Annotated in this window: 21 protein-coding genes; 10 read left to right on the forward strand and 11 right to left on the reverse strand. The window is 66.1% G+C overall.

The genetic code is table 11. The annotated features are described in order from the left end of the window. Nucleotides 1-7 precede the first annotated feature (7 nt). Together IB273_RS04930 and IB273_RS04935 are read left to right on the forward strand one after the other, a co-directional pair. Nucleotides 8-1,450, forward strand: coding sequence for an alanine/glycine:cation symporter family protein (locus IB273_RS04930; RefSeq protein WP_192223396.1), 1,443 nt, complete (start codon nt 8-10; stop codon nt 1,448-1,450). Nucleotides 1,451-1,539: 89 nt separating this feature from the next. Further along, nucleotides 1,540-2,529 (forward strand): asparaginase, encoded by a 990-nt coding sequence (locus tag IB273_RS04935; RefSeq protein ID WP_192223397.1) that lies wholly within the window; start codon nt 1,540-1,542, stop codon nt 2,527-2,529. A gap of 33 nt (nt 2,530-2,562) precedes the next feature. Here IB273_RS04935 and IB273_RS04940 read toward each other — a convergent pair whose 3' ends face one another. Then, nucleotides 2,563-3,189: a response regulator transcription factor gene (locus tag IB273_RS04940; RefSeq protein WP_081519851.1), complete on the reverse strand. Its 627-nt coding sequence runs from the start codon at nt 3,187-3,189 to the stop codon at nt 2,563-2,565. A gap of 282 nt (nt 3,190-3,471) precedes the next feature. Between IB273_RS04940 and hpaC the strand changes: the two genes are divergently transcribed. Both hpaC and catA read left to right on the forward strand, forming a co-directional pair. Next, nucleotides 3,472-3,993, forward strand: a complete 522-nt coding sequence (gene hpaC / locus IB273_RS04945) for a 4-hydroxyphenylacetate 3-monooxygenase, reductase component (RefSeq protein WP_081519852.1) — start codon at nt 3,472-3,474, stop codon at nt 3,991-3,993. A 33-nt stretch (nt 3,994-4,026) separates the two neighbouring features. After that, on the forward strand, nt 4,027-4,959 hold the full coding sequence (catA, locus tag IB273_RS04950; protein ID WP_192210662.1) for a catechol 1,2-dioxygenase: 933 nt from the start codon (nt 4,027-4,029) through the stop codon (nt 4,957-4,959). 229 nt (nt 4,960-5,188) lie between these two features. On the opposite strand, the gene fhuB is transcribed toward catA, so the two are convergent. The 5 genes from fhuB to IB273_RS04975 form a co-directional block, all read right to left on the reverse strand. Continuing rightward, nucleotides 5,189-7,198 (reverse strand): Fe(3+)-hydroxamate ABC transporter permease FhuB, encoded by a 2,010-nt coding sequence (fhuB, locus tag IB273_RS04955; protein ID WP_192223398.1) that lies wholly within the window; start codon nt 7,196-7,198, stop codon nt 5,189-5,191. Next, on the reverse strand, nt 7,191-8,096 hold the full coding sequence (locus IB273_RS04960; protein WP_192223399.1) for an ABC transporter substrate-binding protein: 906 nt from the start codon (nt 8,094-8,096) through the stop codon (nt 7,191-7,193). Before IB273_RS04960 ends, fhuB begins: the two co-directional genes overlap by 8 nt. A gap of 125 nt (nt 8,097-8,221) precedes the next feature. Beyond that, the gene (locus tag IB273_RS04965) at nt 8,222-10,612 is read right to left on the reverse strand and encodes a TonB-dependent siderophore receptor (RefSeq protein ID WP_192223400.1); all 2,391 of its coding nucleotides are present in this window, start codon (nt 10,610-10,612) and stop codon (nt 8,222-8,224) included. Between the two features lie 170 nt (nt 10,613-10,782). Further along, nucleotides 10,783-12,471, reverse strand: coding sequence for a cyclic peptide export ABC transporter (locus tag IB273_RS04970; RefSeq protein WP_081519856.1), 1,689 nt, complete (start codon nt 12,469-12,471; stop codon nt 10,783-10,785). Between the two features lie 270 nt (nt 12,472-12,741). Next, nucleotides 12,742-13,770: a FecR family protein gene (locus IB273_RS04975; protein WP_192223401.1), complete on the reverse strand. Its 1,029-nt coding sequence runs from the start codon at nt 13,768-13,770 to the stop codon at nt 12,742-12,744. 126 nt (nt 13,771-13,896) lie between these two features. Between IB273_RS04975 and IB273_RS04980 the strand changes: the two genes are divergently transcribed. From IB273_RS04980 to fhuF, 4 genes are all read left to right on the forward strand, one after another. After that, complete coding sequence (locus IB273_RS04980) at nt 13,897-14,403, forward strand: sigma-70 family RNA polymerase sigma factor (protein WP_151187053.1); 507 nt, start codon at nt 13,897-13,899, stop codon at nt 14,401-14,403. A 370-nt stretch (nt 14,404-14,773) separates the two neighbouring features. After that, complete coding sequence (locus IB273_RS04985) at nt 14,774-16,108, forward strand: lysine N(6)-hydroxylase/L-ornithine N(5)-oxygenase family protein (RefSeq protein WP_192223402.1); 1,335 nt, start codon at nt 14,774-14,776, stop codon at nt 16,106-16,108. Between the two features lie 98 nt (nt 16,109-16,206). Continuing rightward, on the forward strand, nt 16,207-17,193 hold the full coding sequence (locus tag IB273_RS04990; protein WP_192223403.1) for a GNAT family N-acetyltransferase: 987 nt from the start codon (nt 16,207-16,209) through the stop codon (nt 17,191-17,193). A 31-nt stretch (nt 17,194-17,224) separates the two neighbouring features. Continuing rightward, a complete protein-coding gene (gene fhuF, locus IB273_RS04995) occupies nt 17,225-17,980 on the forward strand; it encodes a siderophore-iron reductase FhuF (RefSeq protein WP_192223404.1) in 756 nt (251 codons plus the stop codon). 177 nt (nt 17,981-18,157) lie between these two features. Here fhuF and IB273_RS05000 read toward each other — a convergent pair whose 3' ends face one another. Next, nucleotides 18,158-18,925 carry an ATP-binding cassette domain-containing protein gene (locus IB273_RS05000; RefSeq protein ID WP_081519862.1) on the reverse strand — a complete coding sequence of 256 codons (768 nt, stop codon included), beginning with the start codon at nt 18,923-18,925 and terminating at the stop codon, nt 18,158-18,160. 166 nt (nt 18,926-19,091) lie between these two features. Here IB273_RS05000 and IB273_RS05005 point away from each other — a divergent pair, with 166 nt between their 5' ends. Further along, on the forward strand, nt 19,092-21,086 hold the full coding sequence (locus tag IB273_RS05005; protein WP_192223405.1) for a DEAD/DEAH box helicase: 1,995 nt from the start codon (nt 19,092-19,094) through the stop codon (nt 21,084-21,086). Between the two features lie 15 nt (nt 21,087-21,101). On the opposite strand, the gene IB273_RS05010 is transcribed toward IB273_RS05005, so the two are convergent. The 3 genes from IB273_RS05010 to gcvA form a co-directional block, all read right to left on the reverse strand. Further along, nucleotides 21,102-21,443, reverse strand: coding sequence for an FKBP-type peptidyl-prolyl cis-trans isomerase (locus IB273_RS05010; protein WP_081519864.1), 342 nt, complete (start codon nt 21,441-21,443; stop codon nt 21,102-21,104). Nucleotides 21,444-21,530: 87 nt separating this feature from the next. After that, nucleotides 21,531-22,547, reverse strand: a complete 1,017-nt coding sequence (locus IB273_RS05015) for an SLAC1 anion channel family protein (protein ID WP_192223406.1) — start codon at nt 22,545-22,547, stop codon at nt 21,531-21,533. A gap of 117 nt (nt 22,548-22,664) precedes the next feature. Then, nucleotides 22,665-23,576 (reverse strand): transcriptional regulator GcvA, encoded by a 912-nt coding sequence (gene gcvA, locus IB273_RS05020; RefSeq protein ID WP_151187057.1) that lies wholly within the window; start codon nt 23,574-23,576, stop codon nt 22,665-22,667. A gap of 139 nt (nt 23,577-23,715) precedes the next feature. Between gcvA and IB273_RS05025 the strand changes: the two genes are divergently transcribed. Further along, entirely contained in the window at nt 23,716-24,531 is an 816-nt protein-coding gene (locus IB273_RS05025; RefSeq protein ID WP_192223407.1) for an aminotransferase class IV family protein, read from the forward strand. A 101-nt stretch (nt 24,532-24,632) separates the two neighbouring features. On the opposite strand, the gene IB273_RS05030 is transcribed toward IB273_RS05025, so the two are convergent. Then, nucleotides 24,633-25,409 carry an NAD(P)H-dependent oxidoreductase gene (locus tag IB273_RS05030; protein ID WP_192223408.1) on the reverse strand — a complete coding sequence of 259 codons (777 nt, stop codon included), beginning with the start codon at nt 25,407-25,409 and terminating at the stop codon, nt 24,633-24,635. Nucleotides 25,410-25,454: the final 45 nt, after the last annotated feature.

Here is a 25,454-nt window from a genome sequence, read left to right on the forward strand (position 1 = left end):
CCAGCACATGCTCGACGCGATCAACGATTTCCTCTCCGGGAAAGTCCTCATCGTCCTCATCGTAGGACTCGGTGCGTACTTCACCATCCGCTCCCGCTTCGTCCAGTTCCGCCACTTCGGCCATATGTTCGGCGTGTTCAAGGAGTCGATCCGCGGCCAGTCCGGGCAACTGAGCTCGTTCCAGGCCCTGATGCTGAGCCTCGCCGGTCGCGTGGGCGCCGGTAACATCGCCGGTGTCGGTATCGCCGTGACCCTGGGTGGCCCCGGCGCCGTGTTCTGGATGTGGGTCACCGCGCTGGTGGGCATGTCCAGCAGCTTCTTCGAGTGCACCCTGGCCCAGGTCTACAAGCGCAGCGACGGCAACGGCCTGTATCGCGGCGGCCCGGCCTACTACATCCAGCACGGCCTGAAGCTGCGCTGGATGGCCATGACCTTCGCGGTCCTGCTGCTGGTTACCTACGGCTTCGCCTTCAACGGCCTGCAGGCCTTCACCGTGACCCACTCGCTGCAGAACGCCTTCGACATCCCGGTGCTGTACTCGGGCATCGCCCTGGCCGTGCTGCTGGCCGTGGTGTTCTTCGGCGGCATCCAGCGCATCGCTGCGGTCTCCGACCTGCTGGTGCCGGTCAAGACCCTGGCCTACATCGCTGTGACCCTGTACGTGATCGTCACCCAGATCGAACTGGTGCCGGGCATGCTGACCACCATCGTCAAGAGTGCCTTCGGCCTGGAACCGGCGTTCGCCGGCCTGCTGGGTGCGGCCATCGTGATGGGCGTCAAGCGTGGCGTGTTCGCCAACGAAGCGGGCCTGGGCAGTGCGCCGAACGTGGCCGCCGTCGCCGCCGTGCGTCACCCGGCCTCTCAGGGCGTGGTCCAGGCGTTCAGCGTGTTCCTCGATACCTTCGTCATCTGCACCTGTACCGCGCTGCTGATCCTCCTCTCGGGCTTCTACACCCCGGGCTTCGAAGGCGACGGCATCACCCTGACCCAGAACTCGCTGGCCGCCGTGGTCGGTGACTGGGGCCGTATCTTCGTCAGCGTCGCGCTGTCGCTGTTCGTGTTCACCTGCATCACCTACAACTACTACCTCGGCGAAAACGCCCTGCAGTTCATCGTCGGCCGCAGCCGTTCGGCGCTGATCGCCTTCCGTGTACTGGTGCTGGGCCTGATCCTCTGGGGCTCGATGCAGAACCTGGGCACCGTGTTCGCCTTCGCCGACATCACCATGACCTGCCTGGCCTTCGTCAACCTGGTGGCCCTGGCGATGCTGATCAAGACCGGCCTGCGCGTGATGCGCGACTACGACGAGCAGCGCGCCGCCGGCATCGAGCGCCCGGTGTTCGACGCCAGCAAGTTCGCCGACCTGGACATCGACCACGATGCCTGGCGCGATGCCCACAAGATCAACTCGACCGCTCCGGCCCACGGCAGCCTGCCGGCCCAGGGCTGATCCCCCTCGGACCAAGGTCTGACACGCGGGGCCGGGACTTCTCCCGGCCTCGCGGTTTATCCTGTGAACTTTCCTACAAGAGCACTGGCATGCGTCGAGTGAAGAACCTCTTCGTCCTCTATACCGGCGGCACCATCGGCATGCTGCAGACCGCCGAAGGCCTGGCGCCGGCTGGCGGATTCGAAGCTCGCATGCGCGAACAGCTGCAAGGCCACACCGAGATTCGCCTCGACTGGTCCTTCGCGGAGCTGCAACCGCTGCTCGACAGCGCCAACATGACCCAGGCCAACTGGCTGGCCATGCGCGACGCCATCGTCAACGCGGTGGAGCAGGGCGGCCATGACGGCGTTCTCGTGCTGCACGGCACCGACACCCTGGCCTACAGCGCCGCGGCATTGTCGTTCCTGCTGCTGGGGCTGGATGTTCCGGTGATCCTGACTGGCTCCATGCAGCCCATGGGCGCGCCGGGCAGCGATGCACCGGGCAACCTGCTGGGCGCACTGAAGGCGCTGGAAACCGGCGTCGAGCCGGGTGTATGGCTGTATTTCAACGGCGAGCTGATGCATGGCGCCCGCGTCACCAAGCTGCGCAGCGACGCCTTCGATGCTTTCGCCGTGCTGCCGCGCGAGCGCAAGGGTGCGCATGCAGAGTCGCTGCCCGGCGAACTGAGCTATCGCCAGCCGCGCCAGCCGGTGAATCTCGCGGTGTTGCCGCTGTTCCCAGGCCTGCGCGCCGAGCACCTGCGTGCGCTGCTGGGCAGTGGCGTTCAGGCACTGCTGCTGGAGTGTTTCGGCAGCGGCACCGGCCCTTCGGACAACGAAGACCTGCTGGCTGCGCTGCGCGAAGCCCACGCCCGCGGCGTGGTGCTGGCGGCGATCAGCCAGTGCCCGCAGGGGTATGTGGCATTCGACGTGTATGCCGCTGGCAGTCGCCTGCGTGATGCCGGGTTGGTGTCCGGTGGCGGCATGACCCGCGAAGCGGCGCTCGGCAAGCTGTTCAGCCTGCTGGGTTGCGGCCTGCCGGCTACGGAAGTGGAGCGGCTGTTCGCCCTCGATCTGTGCGGCGAGCGCGTCGACTGATCGACTGATTGATCGAAACGGAACGCGCCCCGCTCAGGGGCGCGATTCTTCCAGCGGCACGTTGAGCACCTCGCGCACCAGCATGGCGATGCTGCTCACGCCCATCTTTTCCTTGATCTTGGTGCGGTGCACATCGACCGTCTTGACGCTGATGTTTAGCTCGCGGGCGATGACCTTGCTGGCCTTGCCGTCCACCACCATCATCAGGATTTCCCGCTCCCGCCCGGTGAGCAGGTCCAGCTTGTGCTGCAGGTTCTGCTTCTGCTCCTGGCCCGCGTGCACCTGCACTGCGCTTTTCAGCGCCGCCTGGATGCGGTCCAGCATCTGCTGCGGGTTGTAGGGCTTCTCGACGAAATCCAGCGCGCCGTTCTTCATCGCCTTCACCGACATCGGGATATCGCCGTGGGCGGTGACGAAGATGGTCGGCAGGTTGATGCCCTTGTCGTTGAGCATCTCCTGCAGCTGGAAGCCGCTGGTCTCGGGCATGCGCACGTCTAGCACCAGGCAGGCGGGGAGTCTGGGGTCGTATTCGCGCAGGAACTCCTCGGCGCCGCCAAAGCAAAGCGATTCGATGCTGACCGATTCGAGCAGCCAGGCGAGGGAGGTGCGCAGGTCCTTGTCGTCGTCGACGATGTAGACCACGGGTTTTCTAGCTTCCATCAGGCGTTGCCACTTTCTTTCTTATCGTTGTGAAGCTGCACGTAGGCCGCGTACGCCGGGCTTTTGCCGCGGTCGTCGGAATGGCATGACCCGGAGCATACCCATAGTCGCCGGTGCTGACGATAAAGAAACCACCTAGATGACTAGCGGCCCGCCCCCCCAAGCGTGGTGATCGTCTGAATATGGCGCGCCGCCGCGCTGCCCTACGCTGGCCCCATACAAGAAAGGCCGGGCGTGCCGGCCACTCCAGCACATGCCACTCCGGCAAACAGGAGCGAAGAAATGGCCAACACCCTCAGCCAGACCCAGATCGACTTCCGCAACGCCATGGCGCAGCTGCCGGCGGCGGTGAACATCATCACCACCAATGGCCCGGAAGGCCGCTGCGGCATCACCGCCAGCGCGGTCTGCTCGGTCACCGACTCGCCGCCCACCGTGCTGGTCTGCGTCAATCGCGGCAGCGCTACCCACGATGTGTTCCGCAGCAACGGCCACCTGTGCGTCAACGTGCTGTGCGGCGAGCAGGAAGAGCTGGCCAAGCACTTCGCGGGGATGACCAAGGTGTCCATGGAAGAGCGCTTCACCTGGGACCTCTGGGACGACGGCTATGCCGGCCTGCCGGTGCTGCGCCAGGCGCTGGTCAGCCTGGAAGGGCGGATCAGCGACTGCAAGGAAGTCGGCTCGCACACCGTGATGTTCGTCGAGCTGGAAAAGGTCGCGGTGCGCGAGCGCCAGGACAGCCTGGTGTACTTCAACCGCGTGTTCCACCGCGTTGACCGCGAGGCCGTGCGCTGCGCCAGTTGATCCTTATCTAACAACAAGAACGAGGTAATCACCGTGACCCTGAAGATTTCCCAGACTGCCGACATCCAGAAGTTCTTCCAGGAAGCCAGCGGCGCGCTCAATGACGCCGGCAACCCGCGCGTGAAGCAGTTGATCCTTCGAGTGCTGCAGGACTCCGCCAGGCTCATCGAAGACATGAACGTCACCCCCGACGAATTCTGGAAAGCGGTGGACTACCTCAACCGTCTTGGCTCCCGCCAGGAAGCCGGCCTGGTGGTCGCCGGCCTCGGCGTCGAGCACTACCTCGACCTGCTGCTGGACGCCCAGGATGAAGCTGCCGGCCTCAGCGGCGGTACCCCGCGCACCATCGAAGGCCCGCTGTATGTGGCCGGCGCGCCGCTGTCTGAAGGCGAAGCGCGGATGGACGACGGCAAGGACGCGGGGACCGTGATGTTCCTTTCCGGCCGCGTGTTCGACCCGCAGGGCAAGCCGCTGGCCGGCGCCGTGGTCGACCTCTGGCACGCCAACACCCAGGGCACCTACTCGTACTTCGACAGCACCCAGTCCGAGTTCAACCTGCGCCGGCGCATCGTCACCGACGCCGAAGGCCGCTACAAGGCCCGCAGCATCGTGCCCAGCGGCTACGGCTGCCCGCCGGACGGCCCGACCCAGGAGCTCCTCGATCAGCTTGGCCGCCACGGCCAGCGCCCGGCGCACATCCACTTCTTCATCTCCGCACCGGGGCATCGCCACCTGACCACGCAGATCAACCTCGCGGGCGACCAGTACCTGTGGGACGACTTCGCCTATGCCACCCGTGACGGACTGATCGGCGAGGTGCGTTTTGTCGAGGACGCGGCTGCCGCCAAGGCGCGCGGCGTGGAAGGGCGCTTCGCCGAGATCGAGTTCGACTTCCAGTTGCAGCAGGCGGTTTCTGCCGATGCCGAGGATCGCAGCAACCGTCCCCGCGCCTTGCAGGAAGCCTGATTCCCGCCAACGCTCCGACTTTGCCGGTAACCCCGACGTAGGGTGGAGCGATACCCATGGCTGTCAGCGCACGGATTGATGGGTATCGCTGCGCTCCACACCATCCTACGTTGAGCGCTCTGTAGCTCCGCAGTTGGGCTGTCTACAGATCAACGCTGTGCCAACACTGTAGGAGCGGGCCATGCCCGCGACCCGCGGACAACGTCCGCTGTATTAGGAAGCGTTCAGTTCAGCCCCGCCGCTCCCTATGCATCAGCCAGAGGAAGTACGGGCAACCGATGAACGCCGCCAGCAATCCTGCCGACACCGGCCACGGATAGGCGATGTTCCGCCCCAGCCAGTCCGCCACCACCATGATCAGCGCTCCGGCTACCGCGCTCAGCAGCACTTGCGGTGCCGCGCGGCGCACGCCGAGGTGGCGGGCGATGTGCGGACCGATCAGACCGACAAAGCTCAGCGGGCCGACGATGATGGTCGCGGTGGCGGTAAGCACCGCGGCCGTCAGCAGAATCATCAGGTGGCTCAGGCGCAGCCTCAGTCCCAGGGCAGTCGCCGTGCCGTTGCCCAGCGTCAGCAGGTCCAGCGGGCGAGCCAGCAACAGGCTGACGCCAATCATCAGTGTGCCGACCACCAGCCCGGTGCTCGCCGACATCACGTCCACCTGATAGGTCGAGCCGGTCATCCAGCTCATCATCGCCGTCATGCGCGGGTCGCCGCTGGCCAGCAGCAGGGTGCTCAGCGAGTGCAGCAGGGTCGTCAGGCACACGCCGGTGAGCAGCAGGCGCTCGGCATTGAAGGTCTTGCGCCAGGCGAACCACAGCAGCAGGCCGAGGGTGAGCAGTGCGCCGATGCTGGCTGCCGGGACCATGTAGGCCTGCGGCTGCGGTATCACCAGGAACAGCACCAGCACGGCAATCGCCGAACCGGAAGTGGCGCCCAGCACTTCCGGGCTGGCCATGGGATTGCCGGTCAGGCGCTGCACCAGCAGGCCGGCGACGGCGAGCATGGCGCCGGCTGCCAGTGAACCGAGCACGCGCGGCAGGCGCCATTGCGCGATGGCGTCGCTCAGGCCGGCATCGCCCCAGTGCCAGCCGTTGGCATCCACTGCGAAGTAGATGGCCGGCAAGGTCAGCAGGCCGAGCAGGACCGCCGCGCCGATGATCAGCCGCCACGGGTGCTCGCGCTGTGGCTTGGCCGGCGCCGGGCGCGGCACGATACCACCGCTGCGCTGGCGGCTGAGCAGCCACAGCAGCAGCGGCACGCTGAAGATGCCGGTGAGGATGCCCGCGGGAATTTCCCCGGCGAAGCGCGACAGTTCGCGGGCGATCTGGTCGACCACGCAGAGCAGCGCGGCCCCCAGCAGTGGCGCCCAGACCAAGCGTTGCTTGAGCGTGCGCGCACCGCACAACCGCGCAATGGCCGGTGCGGCAAGGCCGACGAAAGCCAGCATGCCCACGGCGCTGGTGACGAACGCACTCAGCGCTACAGCCACGGCCAAGCCCATTACGCGGGTACGCAACAGGTTCACGCCCACCGCGGCGGCACCTTCATCCTCCAGCCCCAGCACGGCCAGCGGGCGCACCATCAGCAGCGCGATGACCATGGCCACTGCCAGGCGCGGGGCGAGGTAGAGGGCGCCGTCCCAGCCACTCTGGTTCAGCGAACCGGCCTGCCAGAGCAGCAGGTCGATCAGATAATCGTGGTTGAACAGCACCAGCAGCGCGTTGAGCGACACGCAGTACAGGCTGATGACCATGCCGGCGAGGATGAAGCGCAGCGGCGACAGGGTGCGGCCCCAGGCGAAGGCAAACAGCAGGCAGGCCGCCAGTGCCGCGCCGGTCAGGGTGACGGCTTCCAGGCCGTGCACCAGCAGGGTCGGGGCGAAGATGGTGGCCGCCGACAGGGCAAGGTTGGCGCCGGCGGAGACGCCGAGGGTCACCGGTTCCGCCAGCGGGTTGCGCAGGATCTGCTGGAACAGCGTGCCGGCCAGGGCCAGCGCGGCGCCGGCCATCAGGCTCACCGCCAGGCGCGGGAAGAAGCTGAAGTGCAGCAGCACCTGGCGCACGTCGTCCAGGTCCGGCGACCACAGTGCCTGCCACCAGAGGTCGCGGGGCAGGGCGCCTTGCAGGCCATGGAACACCAGCAGGCCAGCGAGGGTCGCCAGCACCAGCGTGCAGATCGCCGGGCCAAGCGGCAGACCGCTGCGCGGGGCGGCGAGGCCGAGAGTCGATTCAGACATGGGCGACCTCCGTGGCGCTGTCCAGGTAGGCGGCGATGCGTTCGGCGAGGTCGAGCACCGAAGCGGCGCCGGCGTAGGGGTAGAAGCGCTGCAGCGTCAGGGTGTGGCCCTGGCGCACGGCGGGGAGGTTGGCCCACAGGTCGTTGGGCTGCCGCAGGCTTTGCAGGCGTGCCGAGGTGGTGGGGATGTCGACGTAGACCAGGTGTGCGTCCGGGCGCTCGGCCAGACGCTCGATGCTGACCATCGCCAGCCCCACCGGGCCGACGGGCCCTTGCCAGGCATTCTCGACGCCCAGGCGGTCGAGCACGTCCTGCACCATGCTGCTCCTGCCATAGACAGCCGCGTGGCGACCATCCTGGTTGAGCACGGCCACGCACACCGGCGGCAGTGAGCGGCTCGCCAGTTTCGCCCGCAGCTCGGCCAGGTGCTGCTCGCCCGCGGCGATGTAATCGGCGGCGACCTGTTCGACGCCGAGGCGCCGCGCCAGGTCGTTCATGAACCCGGTGGTGGCGCGCCAGGCGCCGTCAGCGGCCGGGTAGATGGCCACGCGTTCGGTCGGCGCGATGCCGTTGAGGCGGCGCTCCAGGGTCGGGGTCATCGGGTCGCTGAGGATCAATTGCGGTTGCAGCTGCTGGATCAGTTCGAGGTTCGGTTCCCAGTAGGGACCCACGTCACGCACGCTCTCGGGCAGCGGCTGAGTCGGCATGCGCACCCGGTAGTAGCGGTCGTCGGAGATCGCCAGGGGCGGTACGCCCAGAGTCAGCAGCGTCTCGGCGGCCACCCAGTTGAGCGCGATGATCCGCGTCAGGCGCTCGCCAGCGAACACCGGCAGGCCGGAAGCGCAGGCCAGCCCGCCGATGGCGAGGCCCTGCAGCAGGTGGCGACGGGTGAGGGACATGCACTACTCCTCGCGTGAAACAGGCTCTTGAAACAACAAACGCTTGAAACAACAAAGGGCCCCCTGCGAACAGGGAGCCCGGAAACAGCAGGCGGAAGCAGCGCGCGGCCGCCTCCGCCAGTGCCTTACCAGCTGTACTTCACGCTGGTCATGACGGTGCGGCGCAGGCCTGGGTAGCAGGAGATCGGGCTGTCGCAGGTCGCGGCATACTCCTCGTCCAGCAGGTTCTGGGCGTTCACCGAGAGGGTCACGTTCTTGTTCAGCGGGTAGCTCACGCCGGCGTCGAACAGGGTGTAGTTGTCGACGTGGTAGGTGTTGGCGTTGTTGCCGTAGAGCGAGCCGGTATAGCGCACGCCGCCGCCGATGGAGAGACCGTCGACCGCACCTTCGTGGAAGGTGTAATTCAGCCAGCCGTTGGCCATGTGCTCGGGCACGTTGGCCGGGCGGTTGCCTTCGTTGGCGTCGTTGCTCTTGGTGATCTTGGCCTTGGTGTAGGTGTACGAGGCCAGCAGGTCCCAGTTCTGGTCCAGCTTGGCCTTCAGCTCGGCCTCGATGCCGCGCGAGCGCTGCTCGCCGGTGGCCTCGCTGAAGCCGGTCGGCACGCCGTTGGCGTTCAGCTGGTTGGTGAGGATGTTTTCCTTGGTCAGCTCGTAGGCGGCCAGGGTGATCAGCAGGGTTTCGTCCGGCTGGAACTTCACGCCCGCTTCGTACTGGTGCGCTTCGCTGGCCTTGAAGGCGCTGCCGTCGGAGCTGATGCCGGTGTTGGGCACGAAGGACTCGGAGTAGCTGACGTAGGGCGCCAGACCGAAGTCGGTCAGGTAGGTCAGGCCGACACGACCGGTGAAGGCGTTGTCCTTCTGCATGCTGTGGGCGCCGACGTGGTTGTCCAGGTCATTGCGCACGTAGTCGTAGCGGCCGCCGGCGGTGAGAATCCAGTGGTCGTCGAACTTGACCTGGTCCTGCAGGTAGGCGCCGATCTGCTCGATGTTCTGGTCGTAGTCGATGGACTGGATGCTGTTGCCCTTGTTCGGACGCGGAACACTCTGGCCGTACACCGGGTTATCCAGGTTCAGCGACGGGCCGAGGGTGCGCCAGCGCGCGACATTGGCGTCCTGCCAGCTGTAGTCCGTGCCCATCAGCAGCGTGTGCTTGATAGAGCCGGTGTCGAAGTTGGCCTGCAGCTGGTTGTCCAGGTTGAAGGTGTCCATGTGCTGATCGAAGCGATCCGCGGTGCGGATGATGTTCCGCCCCACCTGCAGTTGCGGCAGCAGGTTGTTGAAGATCAGGTCGACCTGGCCGTAGCGCGCGTTCTGGCGGAATTCCCAGGTGTCGTTGAAGCGATGGCGAAACTCGTAGCCCAGGGTGTACTGGTCCTGGTCGAAGTGGTTGTAGTTGTGGTCGCCGAGCAGGGTGCCGGTGGGGTGGCCGTTGACGCTGTAGTCGAAGATCGAGCCGGAGTTGCGGTCACGCAGGAAGTCGGTGAGCACGGTCAGGCTGGTGTCTTCGTCCGGCGCCCAGGTGAAGGACGGGGCGATGTAGTAGCGGTCGTCCTTGACCTCGTGGCCGTCGTCGTACTCGGCCTGGGTGTTGGCGTCGCGGGCCAGGCCCACCACGCGGTAGAGGAACTGGTTCTGGTCGTCCAGCGCGCCGCCGAGGTCGAACTGGCCCTGCTTGCGGTCATGGTTGCCGCCAGTCAGCTCGACTTCGTTGATGTGGTTGGCAGTGGGCTTCTTGCTCACACGGTTGACGATACCGCCGGCGTCACCCATGCCGAACAGGCTGGAGGACGGGCCACGGACCACGTCGATGCGCTCGAAGGCATAGGGCTCGCTGCGAAAGAAGGCGTAGCTGTTGTTCTGCTGGCGCAGGCCGTTGAGGTAGTCGCTGGTGGCCTGGGCGTTGAAGCCGCGGATGTACATCCAGTCGAAGCCTTTCGGGTCCAGGCCATAGGCTTCCACCTTGACGCCGGGCACGTAGCGCAGTGCTTCGGTCACGGTCTGCGCGCCCTGGGCGTCCATCTGCTTGCGGGTGATCACCGAGATCGACTGGGGGATTTCCAGCAGCGGGGTGTCGGTCTTGCTGCCGCTGTTGGAGGTGCGCGGCACGTAGCTGTCTTCACCTTCGACGGTACCGGTGATGACCTGGGCGGACATGTTCAGGGTGTCGCCGCTGGCGGAGTCGGCGCCCAGCAGGGTCACGCGGCTGCCTTCGACCTGGTACTTGATGCCGGTGCCCTGCAGCAGGCGTTCCAGCGCCTGGGCCGGCTCCATCTCGCCGCGCACGCCGGGGGCGCGCAGGTTCTGCACCTGGCTCTGGTTGAAGACGATCTGCAGGTTCGACTGCGCGCCCAGGCTGGTGAGCGCGGAAGCCAGGGACTGGGCCGGGATGTCGATACGGACCGGGGCGGCCTCGACGGCGGAAGCCGCCAATACCATCCCCAGGGCGGTGGCGCGGACCAGGCGGGCCAGAGGCTTCACCTTGTGCTGGGATTGCAGCGCGTAGCGGTTGCGACTCACTTGTTTAGCTCCTTTAACCTTGAAGGCATGATCTTGTAATGCAATTTCTAATAAGAATGATTCAGCTTTATGTGACGCGCCGGCTGGAAAAAACCGGAAAAATCCTTTCGATCTTTTTTTTTGCTGAGTGACGGCGGCAGGAAAGGGCGGCCGTCCAGGCCGCCGGGCCGTCAGTGCATGGCCATGCCGGAACCGCCTGGTGGCGCTGTAGCGCGGTGCTCCTCGATCTCCACGATCTGCCCGGCGCTCATGCGCAGCAGGCGATCCGCGACGTCGAAATAGCGGTCGTCGTGGGAGATCACGATCAGGGTCTTGCCCTGGGCACGCAGCTCGGGCAGCAGCTCGGTGTAGAAAATCCGGCGGAATTCCGGGTCCTGGTCCGCTGCCCACTCGTCGAACACCAGCACCGGGCGTTTCTCCAGCCAGGCCTGCACCAGTGCCAGGCGCTTGCGCTGGCCGGTGGACAGATCGGTCGTCGAAAATTCCTGGCCCTGCAGGCTGACCTTGTGGGCGATTTCCAGGCGCTCCAGGTAGCGGCCGGCTTCTGCCGGAATGTCCTGGCTGCCCTTGAGCAGGTCTTCGAAGAGGAAGTAGTCGGCGAAGATGGTGGTGAACAGCTGGCGGTAGTCGTCGCGGCCGGTGTCGGTCACCGGTTCGTCATTGAGCAGTAGCTCGCCGCCACGAGGGGCATAGAGGCCGAGCAGCAGCTTGATCATGGTCGTCTTGCCACAGCCGTTCTCGCCAGCAATGAAAAGGATTTCGCCACGGCTGACCTTGAGGTTCAGCGGGCCGACGCCGAAACCACGGGAGCCGTCGTCGGTGGGGTAGTGGTAGGCCAGGTCGCGCAGCTCGATGGACTGGAAGTCCAGCGGCTTGCGACCGTCATCGGCCAGCAGCAGGTTCGGCTCCGGCGAGGAGAAGCGCACCGACAGCTCGGCAATGCGGCGGAACGCGACCTGGGCGCGGGTCACCACCGGCAGCTGGCCGATCAGACCTTCCAGCGGCCCCTTCATGTACAGCAGCACCAGGATGAAACCGGACAGGGTGGCCTGGTCGGTGCTCGGCCACAGCGACTGGTAGGCCAGCGCCACGCCGATGACGATGAAGAACAGCGTCGAGCCGAAGCCCTTGGCGACGTTGAACAGGTTGATCGAGCGCAGCTGGATGTCACAGATTTCGTCGGCGGTACCCTGCAGGCGTTCGCTGTAGTGCTGGAAGCGGCGCGGACGGCTGATGCGCAGCTCCTTGGCGCCCTCGGCGATGGCGCGGTAGTGCTTCTGCAGTTCGTCTTCCTTGTCCCGTGCCTCGAAGAAGCCCTTGATGCCCTTGGCCCGCGCGACGTACTGCACGGCGCTGCCGACGACGATGGCGATGGCGGTAGCGAGGAACATCGGCGGCGACAACCAGGCCAGGTAACCCAGGCAGCCAAGCGTGGTAGTCAGGGCGACCGCCAGCGGCGCGAAGGCGAAGGCGAAATCGCTGATGGTGTCGATGTCGTGGGTCAGCACCGGGATCAGGCGGTGGCTGCGGTAGCGCTCGATCTGCTCGATGGGCGCGGAAATGATCTTGCTGCCCAGGTCCTTGCGCAGCCTCGCGATCACATGCTGGCCGACATAGTTGGTGCCCATGTCGGAAATGATCGAACCTATCAGGGCGATGGCGCAAAGGCCGGCGAACCCCAGCAGCAGGCCGGCCGGCATGCCGCCTGGCGAATGCAGGCTGTAGTTGATGGTGGCGAGCAGCGCGGTGATAGCAGAGCCACCGAGAATCCCCAGCAGGGTCGCTGCGGTCAGCGGCAGCCAGTGCGGCCGCAGCAGTTTGAGCATCTCGGGGAAGGCGCTTGGAGCGGGTGTTTGCATCGTCTTTTCCTGGACCCGGCCTGCCAGTGGGCAGGCCGCACAACGGGGCGAGACGGCGCGCGAATCAGGAAATCATCGGCAAATCCGAATCGTTCCTATCAAGACGAATGAGCCGGAAGAAAACTGAAGAGAATTTGCGAATTTGTCGCAATTAAGAAGACGCAGGAGATCGTGGCGGAACCGTCCGCCGTGTAGCGCCGTGATGGAGACCCTGTAGGAGCGGGCCATGCCCGCGATCGCGCGCATCGCGCGCTCCTACAATGGTTGGGCCTAAAGCTGCGCGTAACGGCTGGCGAGAACGGTGCGCCCCTGGTTGTCCTTGCGCAGCTCCAGCGGCAGCACCTTGGGCAGCGAATCCACCAGCGCCTGCAGGTCGTCGGTGCGGTAGATGCCGCCGATGCGCATGGCAGCAACGGTGGCATCGTCGAGGAACACAGGCTGCTTGAGGTAGCGATTGATCAGCGGGATGGCCGACTGCAGCGTCAGGTCATCGATCACCAGCTTGCCTTCGATCCAGGCAATGGCGCCGGCGGGCGCGACCTGGGCGAGTTCGATGCGCTGGCTGCCCTGGCTGTAGCGCGCCTGCATGCCCGGCGTGAGCTGGGCGCTGTTGCCGTCGACGCTGTCGGGCGGGCTGACCACCACCGAGCCTTCGAGCAGGGTGACCAGCATCTGGTTCGGGTCGGTCCAGACGTTGAAGCGCGTGCCGGTGACCCGCACGCTGCCGTTGTCGGTATAGACCGAGAAGGGCTGCAAGGTGTCGTGTGTAACGCGGAAATACGCCTCGCCACCGCTTTTCAGCCAGGCGCTGCGGCGGTCGCGGAAGTCGGCGAAGAACAGCTGCGAGTTGCTGTTGAGCTCGACTTTCGAGCCGTCCGCGAGCTCCACGTCGCGTGCGCCAGGTTGTGCGGCGTAATAGCCGACCTTCGAAGGCAGCCAGCCGGCTGACCAGCCTGCCGACCACACGGCGCCGATGGCCACCAGCAAGCCAGCGGCCACGGCGGCGATGCGCTTGCCGCTGCGCGGGCGGCGAGCGCTGCTGCGGGGACGGCGGCCGTTCAAGGGGGTAGGTGCTATCGGGGCGGGTGCGACCTGCGAAGTCGGCGGCAGCAGCTCCGAGAGCTGCCAGATGTCCAGCATTGCCTGGTATTCGACCTCGTGCCGCGAGTCGAGCGCGAGCCATTGCGCAAACTCGGCGCGCTCGGCATCGCTGCACTCTTCGTCGTGCAGACGCGCGCACCAGTGCGCAGCTTCGGCGCTGATGCGGTCATCGTCGAACGGGGAGGGGGAGCTGGTCATCGGGAATCTCGGTAAGGCCGTTTGCGGCCGATATCACACTTTCTTTTCGCGTTGATGCGAGTGATTATAAATAAGCCTGACTCGGACTGTCAGCAGGCGCCTACAGCCTCGACTGTTTTTCATAGGATGCCCGACGGGGTGGAAAGCGCGTTCATCCGGTATTACAAGGAACTGGTCCTGTACCTCAATCGCAGCCTTGGCGACCGCCAGGCGGCCGCCGATGTGACACAGGAAGCCTTCCTGCGCCTGCTCGACCGCAAGGGTGACGAGCATATCGAACAACCCCGCGCATTTCTCTATCGCACGGCGGTCAACCTCAGCATCGACCTGCACCGGCGCGGCCGCGTGCGCCGCACCGAAGAGCTGGAAACCCTCGATCGCGAAGGTTGTCTCGACGAGCGCTGCCCGCAGGAAGCAGCCAGCCAGCAGCAGCAACTGCAATTGCTCCAGCGCGCCCTCGGCGAATTGCCCGAGGCTTGTCGCCGCGCCTTCGTGCTGCGCAAGGTCGAGGGCTGCAGCCATGTCGAGATCGCGCAAGCCCTGGGCATCTCCCGCGACATGGTGGAGAAACACATCGTCAACGCGATGAAGCATTGCCGGCTGCGCCTCAAGGCCTGGGATGGTCAGGACTGAGGCTGGTCACACACCCTGCCGGAGCGGGCCATGCCCGCGATCGCGCGCCTGGCCCACTCCTACAAAGGACAGACGTGCCGATCTCGCCTGGATTTAGTCCCACGCGGCCCGCGCGGGTTTTCCGGGAAAGATTCCGCCCTCGATCGCAGCTCGTCATTCTGAAATTTTCATGACTTAGTGAGAATCATTCTAAATTTCCCCAGGCCTGTCTCGTCTCTCCAGATAACGCGCTATCGACAGCGCAAATCATGGGCGACACGCAGGAGCGAGCGCCAACCGCCGGCTGGCGGAGCGCTCCAGGCAGAGCAGTAAGCCGCCGACTCCTGCGTGGTCATGCCCCACGGCCATCGCGATACAGGACATTGGCACCATGACCCAGATGATCACCCCGACCTACGACGTGCTCGGCATCGGTTTCGGCCCCTCCAACCTGGCGCTGGCGATCGCCCTGCAGGAGCAGGCGCGACGCGAGGGTCGCCATTACCACGCGCTGTTCCTCGACAAGCAGGCCGACTACCGCTGGCACGGTAACACCCTGGTGGCGCAGAGCGAGCTGCAGATCTCCTTCCTCAAGGACCTGGTGACCCTGCGCAATCCCACCAGCCCGTACAGCTTCGTCAACTACCTGCATGCGATGGGCCGGCTGATCGACTTCACCAACCTGGGCACCTTCTATCCGTGCCGCATGGAGTACAACGACTACCTGCGCTGGGTCAGCGAGCAGTTCGCCGAGCAGCGCGTCTGCGGCGAGACTGTCAGCCGTGTCGAGCCGGTGCAGGGCCCGGACGGCATCGAGCTGGTCAAGGTGCTGTCCACCGACGCCCGTGGCCACGAACGCTTCCGCCTGGCCCGCAGCGTGGTGGTGAGCACCGGGGGCACGCCGCGCTTCCCGTCGGCCTTCAGTCACCTGCGTGACGACCCGCGCGTGTTCCACCACGCCCGTTACCTGGAATGCATGGCCAGGCAGCGCTGCAACCAGAACGAGCCGATGCGCATCGCGGTGATCGGCGGCGGCCAGAGCGCGGCCGAAGCCTTCATCGACCTGAACGACAGCTTCCCCTCGGTGAAGGTCGACATGGTCCTGCGCGCGGCGGTGCTCAAGCCGGCCGACGACAGCCCCTTCGTCAACGAAATCTTCGCCCCGCGCTACACCGACCTGGTGTTCAACGAGCCCAAGGCCGAGCGCGAGAAGCTGATCCAGGAATTCCACAACACCAACTATTCGGTGGTGGACCTGGACCTGATCGAGCGCATCTACGGCATCTTCTACCGGCAGAAAGTGGCCGGCGTGGATCGCCATGCCTTCCTCTGCCGCCGCAATGTCGAGGCGGCCAAGGCTGACGCCGACGGTATCGAGCTGACCCTGCGCGACAGCGCCACCGGGGCGGTGGAAACCCATCGCTACGATGCGGTGATCCTCGCCACCGGCTACGAGCGCAAGTCGCACCGCGAACTGCTTGCGCCGCTGCAGGAGTACCTGGGTGACTTCGAAGTGGGCCGCGACTACCGCGTGCTGGCTGACAAGCGCCTGCATGCCGGCATCTACCTGCAGGGCTTCACCCAGGACAGCCACGGCCTGAGCGATACGCTGCTGTCGGTGCTGCCGATGCGCGCGCAGGAAATCGCCGCGTCGATGTTCGAGCACCTGCCGCCGCACGAGACCGCGCAAAAGCCGACGCGCCCGCTGACTGCGGAAAGCGCCTGACCCGCAAGGCCCGGAATCGATGTCCGGGTCGAGTAAATTTCTGCCGACCCTGCTCGTCATACGAGCGGGGTCGTTGCATTCACGAAAGGGAACCCACCATGACGCCCAGTTTTTCCCTGCCGCTGCCCGATGGCCGCAAGCTCTCCGCCGATCTCGGAACCCATGGCCTGACCCTGCTGCTGGACGGCCAGCCGTTGTTGAGCGCGCAACGCGAAGGTGAGTGCTGGCAGCTGAGTTCAGCGCCAACCACGGAGGCGCTGTGGATGCTGGCCTACTGGACCTTCGCTGGCGATGCACAGAGCGATCGCGTGCAATTCGCTGCCGCCAATGTCCCGGTCGAAGCTCTCGAGCAAGGCCTGGTGAGCCTCGACGACGTTGGCGGGCGCCTGCAGATCGAGCGTTCCGCGTTCTGGCAACTGCCCGCCGCCTGGCACAGGGGCTTGGCCAGCGCCAACTATCCGCAGGTCTATCGCATGAGCGGCGGACGCCGCCATCCGCTGCGCGCACCCAAGCCGCAGGGTGAGGTCTATCGCCGCTTCGACGCCAAGCTGGGCCAGTGGATTTCCCTGCGCACCCTCGACATCGAACTGGACCTGGAACGCTTCAATCGCTGGCAGAACAGCCCGCGCGTGCTGGAGTTCTGGCAGGAGGGCGGCACCCTGGAGCAGCACCGCGCCTACCTGGAAAAAGCCGCCGCCGACCCGCACACCACCACCCTCATCGGCTGCATCGACGACGAGCCGTTCGCCTACTACGAAGCCTACTGGGCCAAGGAAGACCGCATCGCGCCGTTCTACGACGTGGGCGACTACGACCGCGGCATCCATATGCTGGTGGGCGAGGAAAGCCACCGTGGCCCGCACAAGGTGGAAAGCTGGATGACTGCGCTGGTGCACTACCTGCTGCTGGATGACCCGCGCACCCAGCGCATCGTCGCCGAGCCGCGCGCCGACAACGCGAAGATGATCGGCCACATGCAGCGCCTGGGCTTCTGGCGCGAGAAGGAATTCAACTTCCCGCACAAGCGCGCCGCGCTGATGGTGCAGAGCCGGGAAACCTTCTTCGAGCGTTGCGGCCTGTGCTGACAGCGGTTCGCTGCGTGCCTGAGGGCTGCCGGTGATCGCAGCCCTCGCTCCCCTGTATTTCGGTGAGTTCGCCAGCTACCGCGAGGTGCTGGTGACTCGCGACGATCCTCGGCCATCGATCCCGGCGCGTGCCTTGCTGGAACGGGAGATGCTCGACAGCGTGCTGCGTCGCTTCGACCCGCCCCATGCCGATGGCGACCGACGCGCGCTGGCTTCGCAGTGGTCCAAGTGGTACCTAGTGCGCCTCATTCCACCAGTGGTGGCTGCCGCGTTGGTGCTCGGTCGCACACTGCCGCTGGCGTTCGATGAAGTGGACGTGGTGCTGGATGCCCAGGGCGTTCCCGAGGCGTTCAAGTTGCCGGGCGAGGGCGGGCCTTTCGCCGCGCCGCCGGATGATCCGTTCCAGCGCTTTGCCCATCTGCTGGAAGGACACCTGCAGCCTTTCATCCAGGTTCTCGCCGCCGAGGCGCGCCTGTCGCCGAAGGTGCTCTGGAGCAATGCCGGCAACTACCTCGAATGGTTCCTCGGCGAGATGGCCAGGCTGCCGCCCCTGGCCCCGATGCTCGGCGACGGCCGCGAACTGCTGGAGACCGAGCGCCGCCCGGACGGCACGCGCAACCCGCTGTTCAAGCCGATCCAGTATGTCGAGGTGTCCTGCGAGCAGCGGGTCAACGGCCTGTGGCGACAGCGGCGCACCTGCTGCATCCGCTACCGGCTGGGCAGCATCGGGCACTGCGACAATTGCCCGCTGATCGACGAGCCGCCGCCGGAAGCGAGCGACCTGTAGGGCGGATAACGCGTCAGCGTTATCCGCCAGTCAAAGCTGAGCGTGAACGTAGGATGGTGTGGAGCGCAGCGATACCCATCGAGTTTCGCGCACCCGCAGCAGCATGGGGTATCGCAAGCTCCACCCATCCTGCAAATGTGCTCGCCGCGGAGGGCGGCGGTTTGCCCCTATAGGGGCTCAGCGCAGGTAGCTGATCGGCGACCCATCCACCGGATTGCTCAGCACACCCATGGGAATCCCGTAGATGTCTTCCAGCGTCTCCCCGTGCATCAGTTCCGCCGGGGTGCCCTGGGCCAGCAGGCGGCCGCCGTGCAGGGCGATCAGGTGGTCGCAGTAGCGCGCCGCCATGTTGATGTCATGCAGCACCACCAGCACGCCCAGGCCCAGCTCGCGGCTGAGTTCGTGGACGCGGGACAGCACCTCGACCTGGTGGGCGATGTCCAGCGCCGAAGTCGGCTCGTCCAGCAGCAGGTAGCGGCTGTTCTGCGCCAGCAGCATGGCCAGCCAGACGCGCTGGCGTTCGCCGCCGGAGAGCAGGTCCACCGGGCGATCGGCAAAGGCCAGGGTATCGGTGAGGTCCAGCGCGCGGTCGATCTGCTTGCGGTCCTCGCCGGTGACGCGACCCAGCGCGCCGTGCCACGGATAGCGGCCGAAGGCGACCAGTTCGCGCACGGTCAGGCCGTCGGTCTGCGGCAACTGCTGCGGCAGGTACGCCACCTGGCGCGCGAAATCGCGGTTACCCCAGTCCTGCAGTGGCTTGCCATCGAGGCGGATGCTGCCGCCGCTGGCCTGTTGCTGGCGAGCCAGCAGCTTGAGCAGGGTGGACTTGCCCGAACCGTTGTGACCGATCAGGCCGATCATGTTGCCGTCGGCCAGCTGCAGGCTCAGCGGTTGCAGAAGCGTGCGACCGGGGACGCTGAAACTGACATTTTCCAGTTCGAACATGGGGTCATCCGTAGCGGCGGCGTGGCCGGAAAAAGCGGGAGCCCGACTCTAATCCAATTGCTAATGGTTATCAATTTTCCATGGCGCTGCGGAACCGTCGGATTGATTGCCTGTCACTGTCGCAAACCGCTTATGATTCAACGCTGTAACTGATCTGGTAGGACCCATGGAGTCTGCTATCGAACGCTACAAGCGGCTGGTTGCCGAAGCCCTTGCGCGTTATTTCCCCCGTACCACCGAATACCTGCGCGCCGAGCGCGAGGCGGCGCAGCCCAAAGCCGGCGCGCGCGGCAAGGCAAAGGGCAAGGCGAAAGCAGCGGGCAAGGCGAAAGCAGCGGGCAAGGCACCCGCCAAGCGCGGCGCCAAGGCCCGGAAGGATGGCGACGCGCCTGCGCCCAAGCGCCAGCGCACGCCGACCGTTGCCGGTATCTACGGCACCGCCAGCGCAGCGGATGAGCAGCGCGCCCTCGACATGCGCCAGCGCGTGGCCCAGGCGGCTGCCCACGGGATAGTCAGCCTGCCCTCGGACGAACAGTGGGCGATGATCCTCGCGCCCGAGCCGCTGACGCGCATCTTCGCCGGCGCCGGGTCCGGCAAGTCCACCACCCTGGTGCTGCGGGTGGTCTACATGCTCTGCCACCTGGGGGTAGATGCCGAGAAGGTGACGGTGATTTCCTTCACCAACGCTTCCTGCGCACAGCTGCGCGAGCAACTGGTGAAGGTGCTTGGCTACTGGGGACATCCGTTCGATGCGGCGCAGGCGCGGCAGTGTGTGCGCACCTTCCACTCGGCCATGGGGACCCTGGCGAAAGTCGCGCTGAAGAACCCGCGCTGGTTCGAGCAACTGGACGAACGCGACCCCGCCAGCGAACTGGACAACCCCTTGCTCGCCGGCCGCCTGCGCCCGGCGCAGCAGCGCCTGCTCAAACAGGTCTACCAGCAGTGCTACGCCGAGCAGCCGGCGTTCCGCACGCTGGTGCACCAGTTGCTGGAGCTGCCGCCACCGCCGGAAGCGGGCGAAGACGGCAAGCCGCCACGCATCGGCAAGGCGCCGCTGGATGCCTTCAAGCTGCCGGGCGAATTCACCGCGCTGCCGCTGTTCGAGGCGTTCTACGCCCAGTCCGGCTTCATCGAGAGCATCGGCCTGCGCATTGACCAGTTACAGCCGCAGAAACTCGCCTGCCCGCCCCGCGAGCGCCAGTTCGTCGAGGCCCTGCAGCTGTTCTGGGCGGCCTTCGATGCGGCCTTGCAGGAGCAGGGCCTGCTGACCTTCAACCTGGCGTTCCAGCGCCTGACCGACCTGCTCGGCGACGGCAAGCTGCCGGCCGAAGCGCTTGCGCCGTTCCAGCACCTGCTGATTGATGAGTTCCAGGACGTCTCGCCGCAGATCGTGCAATGGCTGCAGGCGCTGCACCGCGACCTCGCCAAGCGCGGCGAAGCGGTCAGCCTGATGGCCATCGGTGATGACTGGCAGTCCATCTACGCCTGGCGCGGCAGCTCGCCGGAGTTGTTCATGGACTTCGACCGGCACTTCCCCAGCAAGGGCCGGCGCAAGAGCCGCGTGCTGCTGCTGGAGACCAACTACCGCAGCATCGACCCGGTGATCCGCGACGGCGAGCGGGTGCTGGTTGGCGTGGCCAACAAGCAGGCCAAGACCTGCCGGGCGTTCAAGACAGCAGAGGCGGGCGACCACGGGGTGAAACTGGTGCAGCGCTTCGACGCGCGCAACAGCCTGCCACTCCTGCTGGAGGAGATCCGCAAACAGTGCGAACACGTCGCTGCGCGCGGCTCGCGGGAGAAAACCGCCGTGCTGCTGCTCAGCCGGCGCAATGAAACGTTGCAGACCATCCTCGGCGAGCTGGACCGCAAGCTGCCGGTGAAGGGTATGACCATCCACCGAGCCAAGGGTTTGCAGGCGGAAGTGGCGATCATCGTCGACGACTGCGCGCCGCCGGAGAAACACCCGCTGCGCAGCGCGCTGTACGCGGCCTGCGGCTTCTTCGCCAGCAGCTACGACCAGGCCCAGCAGGACGAGCAGCTGCGCCTGGCCTATGTGGCGATCACCCGTGGCGTGAGCCGGGTCTTCTGGTTCACCCGCAAGGCCCAGGGGCCCACGGCGATCCTGGCGCTGCGGCGCAGCGTGGAAACCGCGCCGGCCTGAGCCCGAAGCGGGCGATCAGTCGTCGCGGGTGAGGACTTCCAGCAGCTCGATCTCGAACAGCAGGTTGGAGTTGGGCTGGATGTGCGCGCCGACCTGGCGCTCGCCGTAGGCCAGGTGCGCGGGCACGAAGAGCTTGCGCTTGCCGCCGACCTTCATGCCCATCAGGCCCTGGTCCCAGCCCTTGATCACCCGGCCGGTGCCGATCACGCACTGGAACGGGCGGCCCTTGTCCCAGGACGAATCGAAGACGGTGCCGTCCTCCAGGGTGCCCCTGTACTGGGTGGTGATCAGGGCGCCCTTGACCACGGCCTTGCCGTCGCCGACGACGATATCTTCGATCTGCAGTTCGCTGCTCATGGCGTTCTCCGGTGCTGCGGGTGCGGCACGAGCGCCGCGAGGGCGTGCGTTTTCGCAGGATTCGTCGGCAATGGCAAGCCATGCGACTCAGGTGGCGAGGTTGCGCAGCTGGCCTGTCGCCACGCCGATCAGCGTGCGCAGGCCCATGCCGAGGATGACGACCGTCGCGGCGGCCAGCAGGAACAGCGCCACGCCATTGGTGAAAGGCCCGGGCGCATGACCCGCGTAGCGCAGCGCGCAACCGGCTGCTGCGGCCAGCGGGAAACCGACCGACCACCAGGCCAGGCGGAACGGGCAGTTGCGCGCCAGATGGCGCAGGCGCCCGGCGAGCACCGCCAGCATGAACAGGGTGAGCATGTACAGGGCGCTGGCGAAGTGGTCGATCTCGCCGACGATGCTGACATAGGCGGAGAAGCCCACCGCAAAGGGCGCCAGCAGGATCAGCAGGGAAGGCTGCAGGCCAACGCCAAGCGGCTCCTCGAACAGCAACCGCGAGAGGATCAGGGTGAACAGCGGCACGGCAAAGAACAGCGCCACCGCGAGGGAAAAGAAGGCGACGTCGGCGGCGCCCGGCCACTGCAGCAGCGGCACTGCCAGCGGGATATCCGCCAGGCCCACCACCGGGACAATCCAGGCCGGTGTGGCGTGGGCCGCTTGCTGGCGTTGACCGAGCCAGCGGGAAATGATCAGCCAGGCGAACGGCAGCATGCCGGCCGTGCCGATCAGCCAGCAGGCGCGGGCCAGGAACAGGCTGTAGTCGACCAGGGGAATGGGCAGCAGCAACAGGCTGATGAACAGTGTGCCGAACAGGTTGCCAGCGATAGGGTGGAGGAATTCCGCTTTCACTGAATGGGGGCCGGTGACGGCCTTGATTGCGTAGCCGATGCCAACGGCGAAGAACGCCAGCAGCGCCAGCAGGCCGATGGCTTGCGACACCCACGGTGGTGCGCCGTAGATCAGCGTGGCCAGCTTCCAGGCCGACGACAGGCCCGCGAGCCCCATCACCGAGCCGAACAGGGCGACCGGCAGGTAGCCGAGCCGGCCTTCGCGGGCGGTTTCCTTGGGAGCACCAAAGGCAGCAGCAGTATCGATGTTTTCTGTCATAGGCGAATCTTCCCTATCGGTACGCTGAGCAATCCGAGTCCGTTGACTCCGTCGTCGCACAGCGTAGACGGGAAAGATCCTTCGGCAATACCTCCGTGGGTGAATGGCGCGGCGGGCCTACACCGCCATTTCCCCAAGAATCCATTCGCGGAAGGCCTTGACGCGCGGCTCGTCGGCGCTGGCCTGCGGATAGACCAGGTTGTAGGCGTAGTCCTCGGCGACCCGCACGCCCAATTCGAACGGTTGCACCAGCAGGCCCTGTTCCAGCTCGCGGGCGACCATGGCGTGGTCGGCCAGGCCGACCGCGCCGCCCTCGAGCACCGCCTGCACCACGTGGCTGGTGTCCTCGAAGGTGACGCAGCCGCTGGCGTCGAAGTCCTCCACGCCGGCCGCCGCCATCCAGCGCGACCAGTCGGGCCAGGGCGCGCCCTCGGTTTCACACACCACATGGCACAGCGTGTGGGCCTGCAGGTCGCGCGGCTCGCGCAAGGGCGGGCCGTCTTCCAGCAGGCTCGGGCAGCACACCGGGACGATCTGCGTATCGAACAGGCGCTCGGCCAGCAGACCGGGATAGCGCCCGCTGCCGAAGCGGATGGCCAGGTCGATGTCGTCGACGGCGAAGTCACGCAGCTCGTCGCTGACGTCGAAGCTGAGCTTCAGCCCCGGATGCAGCGCGCGGAACTTGGGCAGGCGCGGCAGCAGCCAGTGGGTGGCGAAGCGCGCGGTGAGCGAGACCCGCAATTGCTCCGAAGTGCGTGCCAGCCGTCGCGCCCGCACGGTGGCGCGGTGCAGCAGGCCGAGTGACTCTGCCGCCGCTTCCAGCAGCAGCGCGCCTGCCGGGGTCAGCTGGATACTGCGGCTGGTGCGCACGAACAGGCCGAGGCCGAGCTGGTCTTCCAGCTCCTTGATCTGGTGGCTGACCGCCGCCGGCGTGAGGCCGACTTCTTCCGCGGCGCGGGTGAAGTTCAGGTGGCGGCCGGCGGCCTCGAAGGTGCGCAGCGAACGGATGCCGGGGAAGGGACGGCTCATCGATCTTCAAATCCTGCTTGATGATCTGTCGAGAAATACTCGTTTCTCCTGGCTTCGTCAAAGGCTGATAGTGATTCCACTTGATGCTGGGCATGCAGATGTCCAGGCAGTGAAACACCGAGCAGAGGAAGCCAAAGCCATGTCAGCCGCCATCCATCCCTATATCACCCAACGCAACGCCCAGCCCGCCAGCGCCGACGACCTCGCGCCCTTGGCCTTCGCCGGCTACGCCCATTTCACCGCCATGCAAGTTCGCGGCGGTGGCATCCGCGGTCTGGACCTGCACCTGGAGCGTCTGCGCAATGCCTCGCTGCGGCTGTTCGGCCAGAGCCACGCCGACGCGGAAATCCGCGCGGCATTGCGCGCCGCGCTGGAGCAGGCGCCGGACGATACTTCGCTGACGGCGACGGTGTACTCGCCCGCCGGGGAGTTCACTGTCGCGGGTCCTGAACACCGTCCCGAGCTGCTGGTGCGCACTGCACCGCCGTCGGATGGGCCACAGGGACCGCTGTCGCTGGCCATTGCCGGGCACGAGCGGGTGTTGCCGGAGATCAAGCACGTCGGCGAGATCGCCAAGACCTGGTACCTGCGCGAAGCGGTGGCCGCCGGTTTCGATGATGCGGTATTCACCGACCATCGCGGCCGCTTCAGCGAGGCGACCATCTGGAACCTGGCCTTCTGGGACGGTGAATCGGTGATCTGGCCGCGGGCGAAGATGCTCACCGGCACCACCATGGGCATCCTCCAGCGCCAGTTGGACAGGCTCGGCGCGCGCCAGTCATCGCTGAGCATCGATCAGCAGGACCTGCCGCGCCTGGCCGGCGCCGTGGTGATGAACTCCTGGACGCCGGCTGTGCCGGTGAGCCGCATCGGCGACGCGGAGATTCCGCCGGCGCCGGAGTTTGTCGAACTGCTGCGCCGCGCCTTTGAGGCGGAGCCGCGGGTTAAGCCCTGAAGGTACGCAGAAAGGTAGGGTGGATAACCTGGAACAGGTTATGGCGGATAACGCTGTCGCGTTATGCGCCCTACCGCTGGTTCTTTCACGCGAACAGCGGCTCACTCCAGATGCGCGGCAAATCCACTGGCCTGCGGCTCGATCTGCTCGCGCAGAGTCAGCGCAGGGATGTCGTAATCACCGCCGTTCTGCCGGCGGAAGGGGATGGGCGCGGTGGTCTGCAGGTTGTCCAGGCGCGCCCCCAGCTCCAGCTCGATCTGCGCGTAGCGCTGCGCATCCACCCGGCTGGTGCGATACACCAGGTAAGGCGGCAGCACGTCGAAGCCGGGGTAGTGCAGCACGCCGTGGTGGATCGGGAACAGCAGGTCCTCGATCGGTCCGTTGATGCCACGCGCGCTGTAGTGCGACTCCCAGCCGCCGGTGGTGACCACTAGCATGGCGCGCTTGCCAGCCAGGTTGCCTTCGCCGTAGCGGTCGCCCCAGCGGGCATCGGAGTGCTCACCGACGCCATAGGCGAAGCCATAGGCATAGACCCGTTCGAACCAGCCCTTGAGGATCGCCGGCATGGTGAACCACCAGAGCGGGAACTGCAGGATCACCGTGTCGGCCCAGCGCAGTTTTTCCTGCTCGGCGGCGATGTCGCTGCTCTGCCGGCCAGCAGCGTAGGCGCGTTTGGAATCCTGGGACGGATCGAAGCGCGCCTCGGGATCGCGGTCGAGGCTGTCGGAGGCGTCCAGCGTGGCTTTCCAGTTCATCGCGTAGAGGTCCGAGACCTGTACCTCATGGCCGGCGGCCTGCAGACGGCGCACGGCGAAATCCTTCAGCGAACCGTTGAGCGAGCGCGGTTCGGGGTGGGCGTAGACGATCAGTACATTCATGGCGGCTGCTTCCGTTGAGAAGGGGGTGTGCGCAGGATGCGATTG

It is taken from the genome of Pseudomonas sp. PDM19 (genome assembly GCF_014852215.1).
Taxonomy (GTDB): domain Bacteria; phylum Pseudomonadota; class Gammaproteobacteria; order Pseudomonadales; family Pseudomonadaceae; genus Pseudomonas.